Genomic DNA, 14,903 nt, shown 5'->3' on the forward strand with positions numbered 1-14,903 from the left:
GAGAGTAGGACGCCGCCGGACACCCATTCACGAAAGGCCCACCCCCCACGGGGTGGGCCTTTCGCATACCCCCACACCACCCCACCCCCCACACCGCCCCAGATCCCACACCACCCCGGGGACCCACCACAGGCACCGCACCTGGTACCCGGGTCGTCGTGGTCGCCGGGCGCGTGCCCTGCCGCCGTCTCGCCCCTCACACCCGCATGCCGCCAGGCACCGCAGCCGCAGCTTCAGCGATCGGGTGGGGGCCAGTGCCGGCAGCGGGGCCTGGAGGAGTCCGGTCCGTCAAGGGGGAGCGGGGCCGCTCGCCTGCCGGTCGGACAGACGTTCCCCTCTCCCTTTCTCGGTGAGGCGGGTCGCCGGTTCTGTCGTCGCCCGACGCTGCACCCGGGGGCACCGGCCGGCTGGCCTGTGTGGAGGAAGGCGGTGCCCGCTGTCACACGCGTTTCGGGGCATCTCGGCGGTCCGAGTCGGGGGTGGCGTGGGAGAATACGGCTCGTGTCGGCGTCTGGAAGGAATACCGTGAACGATTCACCGCGGGACGAGAACAAGGGTGGTGCGGGCGGTCGCTCGTCGTCCTCGCGTGGCGCGAGCTCTCGCGGGGGAGCACGCGACGGTGGATGGGGTTCGCGCTCGTCCGAGGGCGGACGAGGCGCGGGGCCCCGGGGCGGGAGCGGGCCTGGTGAGCGGTCGCGCGGCGAGATCCGTGGTGCGTCCGGTCGCGGCGCCCAGGGAAGTGCTGGGGGGCGTCCGCGTTCGGACGACCGCGAGCGGTGGTCGGGTTCCGACCGGCGTGACCGTGCGGACGACCGGCGGCGCGGCGAGGACGGCCGGGGCGGACCCCGGTCGTCGGCCCCCGCACGGTACGGCGACACGAGCCGCGGGGACCGTCCGGCCCGTGGCGCGGGGCAGGGCGCAGACCGTCGTGAGCGCCGCGAGGGCTGGTCGCGGGACGACCGTGGATCGCGTCCGGCGCAGGGTGGACCGCGGGCTACCGACCCCCGCGCAGGTCGCGAGGGCGGGTTCCGGCCCCGCGGCGAGGGTCGGCCTGAGCGTGGGCGTGACGAGCGCGAGGACCGCGGTGGCCATGGTCGTTCGTACGGTGCGGACCGGCCTGAGCGCGGGCGCGAGCAGCGCGACGACCGTGGGTACGGCCCCCAGAGCTCGCGAGGTGGCCGCGACGACAGGTCGCGCCAGAGCCGTGAGCACGCCGGTGCAGGACATGGCCACGCCGACCGGCGCGACCGGGACAGCAACCGGGACGGTCGTGACGGCAACCGCCAGGGTTACCGCGGCGAGGGATCGCGTGGCCCGTCGACCGGTGGGCGACCCGCCGGGGCCGGCCAGGGACGACGTCCGGCAGGCCAGGGCCACGGCGGAGCGCCGCGGCAGGGAGGCCGTCCGGCGGCTGCGTCGGAGCGACGCCCTCGCGTCGTCGAGCCCGAGATCGCCGAGGACGCGACGATGGGCCAGCTCGGGCGTGAGGTCCGCGGACGCCTGCGTGGCCTCACCAAGGAGAACGCCGAGCGCATCGGGCTGCACCTGGTGATGGCGGGGCGGCTCCTCGACGTCGACCCCGAGCGGGCGTACGAGCACACCCAGGCCGCGGTCCGCCGCGGAGGGCGCGTGGACGTGGTGCGCGAGGCCGCCGGCATCGCCGCCTACCGCACGGGACGGTTCGCCGAGGCGCTGCGGGAGCTGCGGACGGTGCGGCGGCTCAACGGCTCGTCCGAGCACCTGCCGCTGATGGCGGACGCCGAGCGTGGTCTCGGGCGTCCGGAGCGTGCACTGGCCCTCGCGGCGAGCGAGGAGGCGCGCACGTTGGACGCCGAGGGCAGGACCGAGCTCGCGATCGTGGCGAGCGGTGCCCGCAGCGACCTCGGGGAGCACGATGCTGCGCTGGCCGTGCTCGACCGGATCCCCGCCGCGGAGCGGAAGGGAGACCTGGGGCTGCGGGTGCTCCAGGCTCGTGCTGCCGCGCTCGAGGCGGCCGGGCGATCCGACGAGGCGGCGTCGCTCCTCGCGGGCGTGGATCCCGCGGCGCTGGAGCGCGCCTCCGGTGTGGTGGACGACGAGGACGACGTCGTGGTCTACGACACCTACGACGAAGATGCTTTCGAGGAAGACCCCGAGGACGTCGTCGACGGGGCCCCGGACGAGCACGACGCGGATGGTCAGGACGCAGCGGGTGTCGCGGACGTGGCCGACGTAGCCGACGACGACGCTGACGACGCTGACGACGCTGACGAGGCCGGCGGTGCTGAGCCCCAGGCCCAGTCGGACGACGTCGAAGACGCTGGGGACGTGGCTGACGCCGAGGTCGCGGCGGGGCTCACCGACGCCGAGGCTGAGGACCGGTCGGGCGACGCTCCCGAGGGGAAGGGATGACGGCGACGCTCGCCGGCTGCGACGTCCCGCTCGCGACGGCGCACGACCTCGCCCTCGTCGACCTGGACGGCGTGGCCTACCGGGGGCACCTCCCGATCCCGCACGCGGCGGAGAGCCTGACCGCCGCTCGGGAGGGCGGCCTGCGGCTCGTGTTCGTCACGAACAACGCGTCGCGCGAGCCCGAGGAGGTGGCGGACCAGCTCACCGGGCTGGACATCCCCACGGCCGCCAACGAGGTCATGACCGCGGCGCAGGCCTGCGCCGCCCTGCTGCGCACGCGGCTCGCGCCGGGCGCTCGCGTCCTCGTCGTGGGCGGGGCCGGGCTGCGGACGGCCGTCGAGCGGGCAGGGCTGACGATCGTCGACTCGGCGGACGACGGACCGGACGCCGTGGCCCAGGGCTACGCTCCGGGCCTGGCGTGGGAGGACCTTGCGGAGGCGGCGTACGCCGTCGCCGGCGGGGCTTGGCACGTGGCGAGCAACCTGGACCTCTCGCTGCCGACCGCCCGCGGGTTCGCACCCGGCAACGGCGCCCTCGTGGGGGCCGTCGTGGCGGCGACAGGCGTGCAGCCCGACAGTGCCGGGAAGCCGTCGCCGACGATGTACCGCCTCGCCGTGGAGCGGGCGGGTGCGGAGCGGCCCCTGGTGATCGGCGACCGGCTCGACACGGACCTCGCAGGCGCTCGTTCGGGCGGGTTGCCGGGCCTGCACGTCCTGACGGGCGTCTCGTCGGCGCGGGACGCGGTGCTGGCCGACGCCGGGTTGCGGCCCGACTTCCTCGGCGGCGACCTGCGGGCGCTGCTGGAGCCGCACCCGGCGCCGCAGCGAGGCGCGGACGGCTGGTGGACCTGCGGCGACCGGGCGGCGCGTGCCGTGGACGGGCGTCTCGAGCTCGACCGGCAGGGCCCGCACGGCATCGACGTGATCCGGTCCGCCTGCGCCGCCGCCTGGGAGGCGGCGGACAGGGACGACCACGTGGACGCCACCACGGTGCCCGAGCTCGAGGCCTGACACCCGACGATCGACGCCGGGCGACCGACAGGAGGCCGGCGTTCGGCTGCGGTGCGGCGAGGTGATCCTCGAGGCCGCGACCGACCTGGTCGGAGGCTGTGCGTCCTGGCACAGGACGTCGGCGCCAGCAGGTAGCGTGGACCCGGACCTCGGACCGTGACGTCGCCCGCGAGCGATCGACCGCGCTCGGACCGGCGGTCCCCACGGCCCCGGCAGGCGCCGGCGACGAGACCACGACCCGCGACCGCAGGGAGGGACGATGACGCAGGATCCGGCGACGCCTGGAGGCGCTGTCCCCGATCCCACGCGCGACGCGGCGACGCACGACGACCGTGGACGCCCGGCGGCGAACGAGCAGCAGCACGACGATCCGCAGCCGGCCGGCGTACCGGGTGCGCTCGCGGAGCTGGAGGGCCTCGACGACATCCCGGTGGGCGAGCACGTCGAGCGGTTCGCGCGCGTCCACGACTTCCTGCGCGCCCGCCTCGACGGCGAGCCGGAACCGGGGGAACGGGGCGACGCCGGCCCCGGCACGGGACCGGCTCGGTGATGCCGGGGTCTCGCACGGACGCTCGCACCGACGTCGAGCTCGTCCGCCGCGGACTGGCCCGGTCGCGCCGCCAGGCCGCCGAGCTCATCAGCGCGGGCAGGGTCCGGCTCGACGGCCGGGTGGTCGCCAAGGCTTCCACGCCGGTCCCCGCGGGGACGCCGGTGACCGTGACGGCCGACCCTGCCGACCCCGGTTACGCGTCGCGCGCCGGCGGGAAGCTGGCGGGTGCCCTCGACGCGCTCGCGGCCGACCCGAGCGGTCGTCAGCTGCTGGGCGCGGTCGACGGCGGGTGGTGCCTCGACGTCGGGGCATCGACCGGAGGCTTCACGGACGTGCTCCTGCGCAGGGGTGCGCGCCACGTGGTGGCGCTCGACGTCGGGCACGACCAGCTGGTCCCGGCGCTGCGCGCCGACCCGCGGGTGACCGTCGTGGAGGGGTTCAACCTGCGCGACCTCACGCCGACCGACCTGGAACGCGCACCCGACGTGGTCGTGGGCGACCTCTCCTTCATCTCCCTCACCCTGGTGCTCGGTCCGCTCGCCGCGGTGCTCGGGCCCTCCGCGCACGCGCTGCTGCTGGTCAAGCCCCAGTTCGAGGTGGGGCGCGACCGACTGGGCAGCGGTGGGGTGGTCCGAGACACCGGCCTGCACGTCGACGCCGTCGGTGCCGTGGTCCGGGCCGCGGCGCAGCACGGGCTCGCGGCGCAGGCCGTCGTCCCGAGCCCGCTTCCCGGCCCGAGCGGCAACCGCGAGTACTTCTGCTGGTTCCGTCCGGCTACGGGGGGCGGCCCGGACCCCGCCGCAGCGACTGCGGCCGCGGCGGCCGCCGTCACCTGGCAGCCCGCCGCCACCGACGCACCCCCATCCGTCCCGCCCGTCCTGCTGATCGGAGGAGCCCTGTGAGCCGCCGAGTCCTCATCGTCACCCACGGCGGCCGCCCGGAGGCCGTGGCCGCGCTCTCGGAAGCGGTGCGTGAGCTCACCGAGGCGGGCTTCGAGGTCGCCCTGCACGACGACGACCTCGCCGAGTCCTTCGGCGACCACATGGCGGCGGCCCGCGCCCGCGAGGGCGTCACGGAGTCCGAGGCCGTCATGGTGCTCGGCGGGGACGGGACGATCCTGCGCGCCGCCGAGCTGACGCACGGCACAGGGGTCCCGCTGCTCGGGGTGAACCTGGGGCACGTCGGCTTCCTGGCCGAGAGCGAGCGCGACGACCTGCGGCACGCCGTGCGGCGGCTCGCCGCGCGCGACTACGAGGTCGAGGAGCGCGCCGTCGTCGACGTCGCCGTCCACCTGCCGGGCGAGGCCACGCCCCGCACCGGATGGGCGCTCAACGAGGCCACGGTGGAGAAGGCGCGGCGCGAGCGCATGGTCGAGGTGGGGATCGCGGTCGACGGACGTCCGCTGTCCTCCTTCGGGTGCGACGGCGTCGTGATGTCGACGGCGACCGGCTCGACGGCGCACGCGTTCTCGGCCGGCGGCCCGGTGATGTGGCCGGAGGTGGACGGCGTGCTCCTGGTGCCGCTGTCCGCGCACGCGCTGTTCGCCCGCCCGCTCGTCATCGGCCCGCGGTCCACGTACACGGTGAAGGTGCTCGAGCGCAGCCCCGTGCCCGCCGTGCTGACCTGCGACGGCCGCCGGCGCATCGACCTGCCGGTGGGGTCCTGGGTCGAGGTGCGCCGGGGTGCGCTGCCGCTGCGCTTCGCGCGCCTCTCACCCTCGCCGTTCACCGACCGGCTGGTCTCGAAGTTCTCGCTGCCGGTGGTCGGCTGGCGCGAGCTGGCCGCGAACCGGCCCGACCACCGAGCACCGGTGGAGCCGGAGGGCGCGCCCCGTGCCGCGGGCGACGCCGAGCAGGACGCCGAGCATGACGCCGAGCAGGACAAGGAGGCCTGAGGTGCTCGAGGAGATCGCGATCGAGAACCTGGGCGTGATCCGCGCAGCCCGGGTGCCGCTGGCGGACGGGCTGACCGTCATCACGGGCGAGACGGGCGCTGGGAAGACCATGGTGCTCACGGGCCTGGGCCTGCTGATGGGGGGCAAGGCGGACGCCGCCGCCGTGCGGCCCGGCGCCGACGGGGCCGTCGTGGAGGGACGCCTGCGCGTGGCGGCCCACCCCGCCGTCGCCGCACGCGTCGACGAGGCCGGCGGGGAGGTCGACGACGACGGCACGGTCGTCGTGCTGCGGACCGTCGCCGCGGCGGGCCGCTCGCGTGCGCACCTGGGCGGTCGGGGCGTGCCCCAGGCGGTGCTCGCCGAGATCGCGGACGAGCTCGTGACCGTGCACGGGCAGGCCGACCAGCTGCGGCTGCGCACGTCGGCGAAGCAGCGCGAGGCGCTCGACGCCTTCGCAGGCCCCGAGCACCAGGACCGCCTCGACGCGTACCGGGCGGCCTGGACGGAGCGTGCTGGGCTGCTCGCGGAGATCGCCGAGCTCACGGCGCGCGGCGCCGAGCGCGCCCGCGAGGCCGAGCTGCTGCGCCTGGGGCTGGCCGAGGTGGAACGGGTGGACCCGCGACCGGGCGAGGACGCCGAGCTCACGGCTCTCGTCGGGCGCCTCGGCAACGCCGAGCAGCTGCGGGTCGCCGCCCAGGAGGCGCACGACGCCGTGGCCGGGGACGACGTCGAGACGGCCGGCAGCGCGGTGGCCGCCGTCGAGCGGGCGCGGCGGGCGCTGGAGGCTGCTGCCGTGGACGACCCCGCGCTCGGTGCCCACGCGACCCGCCTGGCAGAGGCGGGATACCTGCTCGCGGACGTCGCCACCGACCTGTCGGCGTACGTGAACGACCTGCAGGCGGACCCGGCAGGCCTCGAGACCTCGCACGCCCGGCTCGCGGAGCTCACCACGCTGACCCGCAGCTACGGGGAGACGATCGACGACGTGCTGCGGTGGGCGAGCGACGCCGGGCTGCGCCTGCTCGACCTGGACGACGGCGGCGAGCGGCTGGCCTCGATGCGTGAGCGCACGGTCGAGCTCGACACCGAGCTCGCCGCCGCGGGGGAACAGCTGACCGCCGGTCGCAGGACCGCCGCGGAGGCGCTCGCGGGCGCCGTCACCGAAGAGCTGGCGGGGCTCGCGATGAAGGGCGCCCGGCTCGTGGTGGACGTGGCCCCCGCCGACGAGCCCGGGCCCTGGGGCGCGGACCAGGTGACCTTCCTGCTCGAGCCGCACCCGGGCGCGCCCGCGCGCCCGCTGGGCAAGGGCGCCTCGGGCGGCGAGCTGTCGCGGGTCATGCTCGCGGTGGAGGTGGCGCTCGCCACGGCCCGCCTCGCGGCGGCGCCCAGGGGGCGGGCCACGGCACCCCTCCCGACGTTCGTCTTCGACGAGGTCGACGCGGGCGTCGGCGGGCGGGCGGCGGTCGAGGTCGGCCGGAGGCTCGCGACGCTCGCCCGCAGCACGCAGGTCGTGGTCGTGACGCACCTGGCCCAGGTCGCAGCGTTCGCGGACTCCCACCTCGTCGTCACGAAGTCGAGCGCCGACGGCGGCACCGACGGTGACGGTCGGCAGGACGGGGGAGTGACCGTGACGGGCGTGCGCGAGGTCACGGACGACGACCGCGTGCGCGAGCTGGCGCGGATGCTGTCAGGGCAGGAGGAGTCCGCGACCGCGCGCCAGCACGCCGTCGAGCTCCTGGAGTCCTCCACCGTGGGACGATAGGGGGCGATGAGAATGATCCTGCGCAAGTCCGAGCGCGCCCCTGACGCCGGCGACGGCAGCCCCGACGTGACCGGACCCGCCCGGGTCGGCACGCGGACGAAGGACCTGACGAAGCGGCTGCGCCCCGGCGACGTGGCCGTCATCGACCATGTCGACATCGACCGGGTCGCGGCCGACGCCCTCGTGGCCGTGAGCCCGGCCGCCGTGCTGAACGCCGCACGGTCGACGTCCGGGCGCTACCCGAACGCGGGGCCGGGGATCCTGCTCGAGGCCGGCATCGTGCTCGTCGACGACCTCGGACCGGCCGTCATGGCCCTGCCCGAGGGGGCGTCCGTCCTCGTCGACGGCGGCACCGTCCGCGTCGACGGCACGACCGTGGCGGACGGGGTCCGGCAGACACCGGAGACGGTCGAGGCCGACATGGCCGCGGCCCGCGAGGGTCTCTCGGACGAGATCGAGCACTTCGCCGAGAACACCATGACCTACCTGCGGCGCGAGCGGGACCTCCTGCTCGACGGCGTGGGGGTGCCGGACGTGCGCACGAGCTTCGACGGGCGGCACGTGCTGATCGTCGTCCGCGGCTACCACTACCGCGAGGACCTGGCGATGCTGCGGTCCTACATCGCGGAGAACCGGCCCGTGCTGGTCGGCGTCGACGGCGGCGCCGACGCGATCATCGACGCCGGCTGGAAGCCCGACATGATCGTCGGGGACATGGACTCGGTCTCGGACCGGGCGCTGTCGTCCGGCGCGGAGATCGTCGTGCACGCCTACCGCGACGGCAACGCCCCGGGGCTCGACCGTGTCGAGGCCCTCGGCGTCCAGCCCGTGGTCTTCCCCGCGACCGGCACGAGCGAGGACATCGCGATGCTGCTCGCCGACGACAAGGGCGCCGAGCTGATCGTCGCCGTCGGCACGCACGCCACGCTGGTGGAGTTCCTCGACAAGGGACGGGCGGGCATGGCCAGCACGTTCCTCACGCGGCTGCGGGTCGGTGGCAAGCTGGTGGACGCCAAGGGCGTGTCCCGGCTGTACCGGACCCGGATCTCGAACCTGCAGCTCACGCTGCTGTCGCTGGCGGGCGTCGCCGCCGTCGTCGCGGCCCTGTGGTCCACCTCCGCGGGCCAGACGTTCTTCGGCCTCGTGGGTGCCCGGGTCGACGACCTCGTCTCGTGGGTGGGTAGCCTCTTCGGCGGGTGACGCCGTTCCGCAGCCCCGCAGCCCTGCCGCACCCCGCCCGTCCCGACCCCATCGAAGGAACCTCTGCCGACCGTGATCGACTTCAGGTACCACCTCGTCTCGCTGATCTCCGTCTTCCTCGCCCTCGCGGTGGGCATCATCCTCGGCGCCGGCCCGCTCCAGGGACCGCTGGGCGACCAGCTCACCGAGCAGGTCGACGCGCTGCGCACGGAGCGCAACACGCTGCGTGACGAGCTCGGCGACGCGCGGACCACGGCGGACGAGCAGCGGCAGTTCATCGACAGCGCGGGCGACCAGCTCGTCGCGGGCTCCCTCGAGGGCAAGAACGTGGCCGTCGTCGAGGTCGACGAGGTGAGCGACGCCAGCCGCAAGGCCGTGCTCGACGAGCTCGAGGCCGCCGACGCCACCGTGGTGGCGCAGGAGCGGCTCGCTGCGTCGTGGACCTCGGCGGACGAGCTGACCATGCGCGAGACGGTGGCCGACGGGCTGCGCGCGAAGCTGCCGGCCGACGCCGTCGACGGCGTGATCGACGAGGACTCGGGGCCGGCGCAGCTCCTGGCCGCGTCGCTCACGGTCGCGCTCACCGGCAGCGGGCCCGGCGTGGGGACCTTCTCGGACGCGGCGCTGGAGCAGCAGCACCTCCTCCAGCAGGTGGGGCTCGTGGAGCAGGTCGCGGAGCCGAGCGCCCCGGCCGACGCGATCCTGCTGCTCTCGGGCGGTGGCACGGGTACGGAGGACGGCGAGGAGACCACCGACGCCGACCCGGAGCAGACCGGCATGGGCGCTCTCGCGGCGCTCGCCGGCACGTCGGCCCAGGTGGCCGGCACCTCCGTGGTGGCCGGCCCGACGACGCAGGACGGCGACCTGGTCGCCACCGTCCGCGCCGACGACCAGCTGGCCGAGCTGGTGAGCACGGTCAGCGGCGTCGAGCAGACGACCGGGCAGATCGTCGTGCCGCTCGCGATCGCCGCGCAGGACGCCGGCACCGTCGACCAGTACGGCTTCGAGGACGGCGCGACCGTCCTGCCTCCGGTGGTCGAGAACGGCGAGACCCAGGGGAACGGCTGATGGGCCGGCTGACGGGATCCGGTCCCTGGGCGTCGCTGCGCGGCGCGGCGGCCGCGGCCGCAGGGACGGCGCTCGCGCGTCGTGCGCTCGAGACGGACCCGCCGGGCGGTGCCGCACGCTGGACACGCACCAACCACCGGGGCGAACCGGTGAGCATGCTCGAGGGCCCGTCGGTGGCCGCCGGGCTCGTCGCCGGCACCCTCGCCGCGGGAGGCGGGCGCGAGCGGCTCGGCACAGCCGTCGCGACGGCCGGGGCCGCAGCGTTCGGGCTCGTCGACGACCTCGCCGAGGACACCAGCACCCGCGTGAAGGGGTTGCGTGGCCACCTGGGCGCGCTCGCCGAGGGCCGCCTCACGACCGGAGGCCTCAAGGTGCTCGGCATCGGCGCGACAGCGCTGGCCGGAGCCGCCATCGGCACCCGCCGGCGTGGCGGCCTGGCCGGACATCTCGTGGACGTCGCCGTGAACGGGGCGCTGATCGCCGGGACCGCCAACCTCCTGAACCTTCTCGACCTGCGCCCCGGACGGGCGCTCAAGGCGTCGGCGGCTCTCAGCCTGCCCGTCGCCGCCGGTGCGACGGGCGCCACGACCGGTGTGGTGCTCGGGGCCGGCGCCGTCGCTGCCCCGGGCGACCTCGCCGAACGCGACATGCTCGGTGACGGGGGAGCGAACGCGCTCGGTGCGCTGGTCGGCGCGCAGTGGGCGTTCGGCGCCCCCCGCGCCGTGCGTCTCGCCGCGCTGGCGTCCGTCGTCGGGCTGACGCTCGCCTCCGAGCGGGTGAGCTTCTCCGCCGTCATCGAGCGCACCCCGTGGCTGCGTCGCGCGGACGGCTGGGGGCGTCGTCCGGCGGCCGCGCCGGGCACCCCGGAGGAGTGACCGTGGCGTCGCGCGCGGGCGGGCTGCGGGCCGCGACCCAGACGCTCGCCGGCGCGGCGGCGATGATCACCGTCGTGACCGTGGCGAGCCGGCTGGTGGGGTTCGCCCGGTCGTTGGTGCAGTCGAACGCCGTGGGGACCGAGGGCGTCGGAGCCGCCTACCAGGCGGCCAACCTCCTGCCGAACGTGCTGTTCGAGGTGGCGGCCGGGGGCGCGCTCGCCGGTTCCGTCGTGCCCTTGCTCGCCGGCCCGATCGTCCGCCGTGCCCAGGGGGAGACGTCTCGGATCGCGTCGGCGCTCCTCGGCTGGACGCTCCTCGTCCTCGTCCCGCTCGGGGCGCTGCTCGCGATCCTCGCGCGCCCGATCGCGCTCCTGCTGTGGCGCGAGCACCCCGAGCTCGTGGACGTCACCGCGACGTTCGTGCGGGTGTTCGCGCTCCAGGTGCCGTTGTACGGGATCGCGGTGGTCCTGGGCGGCGTGCTCCAGGCGCACAAGCGGTTCTTCTGGCAGGCCTTCTCGCCGCTGCTGTCGAGCCTGGCGGTGATCGTCGTCTTCCTGGTGTTCAAGGGGCTCGCCGACGGGGACCAGGCGGACGTCGCGGCACTGTCGAGCGAGGCCATCGCCTGGCTGGGCTGGGGGACCACCGCGGGGGTGGCGGTCCTCGCGCTGCCGCTCGTCTCCCCGGTGCTGCGCACGGGCGTCCGGCTCCGTCCGACCCTGCGGTTCCCGGGAGGCGAAGGCAGGCGTGCGCGCAACCTGGCCTTCGCCGGCGTCGGGGCGCTCGTCGCCCAGCAGCTGTCCGTGCTCGCGATGCTGGGCGCGTCGTCGCGCTTCGGCCCCGAGTCGACGTTCGCGACCTACTGGTTCGCCCAGCAGGTCTACCTGCTGCCGTATGCCGTGCTCGCGTTCCCCCTCGCCACCAGCACGTTCCCGCGGCTGGCCGAGCACGTGGCCCACGGGCGCCAGGAGGCGTTCCGGCGGCTGCTCGCCATGACGACGCGCACGCTCCTGGTGGTCACGGGCGTCGGCGTGGCGGCGCTCGTGGCGGCGTCCGCGGCGGTCGAGGTCGTGTTCGCGGGGTTCGCGACCGGCTCGGTCGAGGGGCTGGGGGCAGCCGTCGCGTGGATGGCCCCGGGGATCGTCGGCTTCTCGCTGATCCTGCACCTCTCGCGGGCGCTCTACACGATCGACCGGCAGCGCGCCGCCGTGACGGTGACGGTGGCCGGGTGGGTCGTCGTGGCGGGCGCCGCGTTCGCGCTCCCGGCCGCGACCGGCGTGCGCGACCAGGCGGGCGTGCTCGCCCAGCTCGGTCTGGCGACGTCGCTGGGCATGACCGTGGCCGGGATCGGGCTGCTCGCCGCGGTCGGCAGGTACGCCGGGCGCGACGCGTTGCGCGGCGTCCCGCGCACCCTGGCGGTGCTGGTCGTGGCGACCGCGCTCGGCGCGTGGCTCGGGTCGCTGGTCTCCGGCGCGCTGCTCCCGGACGGGGCCGCGATCCTCCCGGCGCTCGGCGTCGGGATCCTCGCGGCACTGGCGGCCGGGGCGGTGGTCGTGGGCGGCTTCCTGGTGACGGACCGGTCAGCGGTGACGGGGATCGTGCGCCGCCGTGCGACGCCGTCGGACGACCCGGTCGACCACACCACGGAGTGAGCGCCCCGGTCGACCCGTGGTGTGACCGGCCGGTGTGATCGGGCGGCGTGACCGGGCGGGGTGACCGTGCCGCACGAGCCGGAGTGACCAGACGCACCGCGCGGCCCGCGTGCCGCCGTCCGACCCGCTGTTAGGATGGAGTTCCGTGGCCGACACCGCGAACCGACACCAGCCCCGCTCCTCCAGCCGTACGGGTGCCACGCACCAGACGCGGCACATCTTCGTGACGGGCGGTGTGGCTTCCTCGCTCGGCAAGGGACTCACCGCTTCCTCGCTGGGGCGCCTGCTGCGCTCGCGAGGCCTCCGGGTCACCATGCAGAAGCTCGACCCGTACCTCAACGTGGACCCGGGCACGATGAACCCGTTCCAGCACGGTGAGGTCTTCGTGACCGAGGACGGCGCCGAGACCGACCTCGACATCGGCCACTACGAGCGGTTCCTCGACGTCGAGCTGCCCGCGTCGTCGAACGTCACGACCGGCCAGGTCTACTCCCGCGTGATCGCGAAGGAGCGCCGCGGCGAGTACCTCGGCGACACCGTGCAGGTCATCCCGCACATCACCGACGAGATCAAGTCGCGCATGCGCGACCAGGCGGGCCCCGACGTCGACGTGATCATCACGGAGATCGGCGGCACCGTCGGCGACATCGAGTCCCAGCCGTTCCTCGAGGCCGCCCGCCAGGTGCGCCACGAGCTCGGCCGCGACGACTGCTTCTTCCTGCACGTCTCGCTGGTGCCGTACATCGGCCCCTCCGGCGAGCTCAAGACCAAGCCCACGCAGCACTCGGTGGCCGCGCTGCGCTCCATCGGCATCCAGCCCGACGCGATCGTGCTGCGCTCCGACCGGATCGTGCCGGAGCCGATCAAGCGCAAGATCGCGCTCATGTGCGACGTCGACAACGAGGCCGTCGTGAACGCCGCGGACGCGCCGAGCATCTACGACATCCCGCGCGTCCTGCACGCCGAGGGCCTCGACGCCTACGTGGTGCGCCGCCTCGACCTCCCGTTCCACGACGTGGAGTGGGACGGCTGGAACCGCCTGCTGGAGCGCGTGCACGAGCCGGAGCACAACGTCGAGATCGCCCTCGTCGGCAAGTACATCGACCTGCCCGACGCGTACCTGTCGGTGATCGAGGCGCTGCGGGCCGGCGGCTTCGACAGCGACACCAAGGTGGCGATCCGGTGGGTCGCGGCCGACGACTGCCGCACCCCCGAGGGCGCGCAGGACTCCCTGGGCGGCGTCGACGGCGTGCTCGTGCCCGGCGGGTTCGGCGTGCGCGGCATCGACGGCAAGGTCGGCGCCCTGCGCTGGGCCCGCGAGAACCTGGTGCCGACGCTCGGCATCTGCCTCGGCCTGCAGTCGATGGTCATCGAGTACGCACGCAACGTGCTCGGCCTGGAGGACGCGTCGTCCACCGAGTTCGACCCGGACAGCACGCACCCGGTGATCGCCACGATGGCGGAGCAGCTCGCGATCGTGGGCGGGGACGGCGACCTGGGCGGCACGATGCGGCTCGGGGCGTACGACGCGCACCTGGGCGCTGGCTCGGTCGTCGCGAAGGCGTACGGCAGCGAGCGCGTCTCCGAGCGTCACCGCCACCGGTACGAGGTCAACAACTCCTACCGGAAGCAGCTCGAGGAGGCCGGCCTGGTGTTCTCCGGCACGTCGCCCGACGCGAAGCTCGTCGAGTTCGTCGAGCTGTCCGCCGACGTGCACCCGTACTACGTGAGCACGCAGGCGCACCCGGAGTTCAAGTCGCGCCCCACACGCTCGCACCCGCTGTTCAAGGGCCTGGTGGCGGCCGCTCTCGAGCGCCAGGGCAACCAGGCGTGACCGGCGCCCCCGGCACCCCGGGCGACGCCGCGCTCCTCGCGGACGAGATCGCACCCCGCCCCGTCCTGCGGCACGACGTGCTGCAGCGCGGGCGGATCATCGCCCTCGTGCAGGACGAGGTCGACCTCGGAGACGCCGGGGTGGTCACCCGCGAGTACGTGGAGCACCCCGGCGCCGTCGCGATCGTGGCGCTGGACGACCAGGACCGGATCCTGCTGGAACGGCAGTACCGGCACCCCGTCCGGTCGTACATGTGGGAGGTGCCCGCCGGGCTCCTGGACGTCGACGGCGAGCCCGCCGTCGGCGCGGCCGCGCGCGAGCTCGCCGAGGAGGCGGACGTGACGGCCGAGCGGTGGGCCGTGCTCGCCGACTACGCCACGACCCCGGGCAGCAGCGACGAGGCGGTGCGGATCTTCCTCGCCCGCGGCATCGCGCCGGTGGCCGAGGCCGACCGGCACGAACGCACCGGCGAGGAGGCGGGCATGGAGCTGCGCTGGGTGCCGCTCGACGAGGCCGTCGCCCGGGTTCTGGACGGCAGCCTGCACAACCCGTCCACCGTGGTCGGGATCCTCGCGGCGGCGACCAGCCGCGCGGGAGGGTGGGCGTCGCTGCGCCCGACCGACGCGCCCTGGCCCGCCCGGCCGGGCGCCTGAGCGGCCGGTAGGCTCCA

The 14,903-nt window shown here is 75.2% G+C and carries 12 protein-coding genes; all 12 read left to right on the plus strand.

Annotated elements, in window-relative coordinates:
* Positions 1–1,467: 1,467 nt before the first annotated feature.
* The 12 genes from ACFT55_RS01750 to ACFT55_RS01805 all read left to right on the plus strand — a co-directional run bounded on the left by ACFT55_RS01750 (position 1,468) and on the right by ACFT55_RS01805 (position 14,886).
* Positions 1,468–2,391, plus strand: a complete 924-nt coding sequence (locus ACFT55_RS01750; RefSeq protein ID WP_380240863.1) for a hypothetical protein — start codon at positions 1,468–1,470, stop codon at positions 2,389–2,391.
* The gene (locus ACFT55_RS01755) at positions 2,388–3,401 is read left to right on the plus strand and encodes an HAD-IIA family hydrolase (protein ID WP_380240865.1); all 1,014 of its coding nucleotides are present in this window, start codon (positions 2,388–2,390) and stop codon (positions 3,399–3,401) included. The genes ACFT55_RS01750 and ACFT55_RS01755 overlap by 4 nt, the downstream gene beginning before the upstream one ends.
* Before the next feature lie 259 nt (positions 3,402–3,660).
* Entirely contained in the window at positions 3,661–3,951 is a 291-nt protein-coding gene (locus ACFT55_RS01760) for a hypothetical protein (protein WP_380240867.1), read from the plus strand.
* Entirely contained in the window at positions 3,951–4,853 is a 903-nt protein-coding gene (locus ACFT55_RS01765) for a TlyA family RNA methyltransferase (RefSeq protein WP_380240869.1), read from the plus strand. The genes ACFT55_RS01760 and ACFT55_RS01765 overlap by 1 nt, the downstream gene beginning before the upstream one ends.
* Entirely contained in the window at positions 4,850–5,845 is a 996-nt protein-coding gene (locus ACFT55_RS01770; RefSeq protein WP_380240871.1) for an NAD kinase, read from the plus strand. The genes ACFT55_RS01765 and ACFT55_RS01770 overlap by 4 nt, the downstream gene beginning before the upstream one ends.
* Before the next feature lies 1 nt (position 5,846).
* A complete protein-coding gene (gene recN, locus ACFT55_RS01775; protein WP_380240875.1) occupies positions 5,847–7,607 on the plus strand; it encodes a DNA repair protein RecN in 1,761 nt (586 codons plus the stop codon).
* Between the two features lie 6 nt (positions 7,608–7,613).
* Positions 7,614–8,807: a putative cytokinetic ring protein SteA gene (gene steA, locus ACFT55_RS01780; protein WP_380240877.1), complete on the plus strand. Its 1,194-nt coding sequence runs from the start codon at positions 7,614–7,616 to the stop codon at positions 8,805–8,807.
* 72 nt (positions 8,808–8,879) lie between these two features.
* A complete protein-coding gene (locus ACFT55_RS01785; protein ID WP_380240879.1) occupies positions 8,880–9,875 on the plus strand; it encodes a copper transporter in 996 nt (331 codons plus the stop codon).
* The gene (locus ACFT55_RS01790; protein WP_380240881.1) at positions 9,875–10,750 is read left to right on the plus strand and encodes a hypothetical protein; all 876 of its coding nucleotides are present in this window, start codon (positions 9,875–9,877) and stop codon (positions 10,748–10,750) included. Before ACFT55_RS01785 ends, ACFT55_RS01790 begins: the two co-directional genes overlap by 1 nt.
* Before the next feature lie 2 nt (positions 10,751–10,752).
* Entirely contained in the window at positions 10,753–12,399 is a 1,647-nt protein-coding gene (gene murJ / locus ACFT55_RS01795; protein ID WP_380240883.1) for a murein biosynthesis integral membrane protein MurJ, read from the plus strand.
* Between the two features lie 145 nt (positions 12,400–12,544).
* Positions 12,545–14,233 carry a CTP synthase gene (locus ACFT55_RS01800; RefSeq protein ID WP_380240885.1) on the plus strand — a complete coding sequence of 563 codons (1,689 nt, stop codon included), beginning with the start codon at positions 12,545–12,547 and terminating at the stop codon, positions 14,231–14,233.
* Positions 14,230–14,886: an NUDIX domain-containing protein gene (locus ACFT55_RS01805; RefSeq protein WP_380240887.1), complete on the plus strand. Its 657-nt coding sequence runs from the start codon at positions 14,230–14,232 to the stop codon at positions 14,884–14,886. Before ACFT55_RS01800 ends, ACFT55_RS01805 begins: the two co-directional genes overlap by 4 nt.
* Positions 14,887–14,903 lie beyond the last annotated feature (17 nt).

Source organism: Isoptericola sp. NPDC057191 (assembly GCF_042670225.1).
Classification (GTDB): domain Bacteria; phylum Actinomycetota; class Actinomycetes; order Actinomycetales; family Cellulomonadaceae; genus Isoptericola.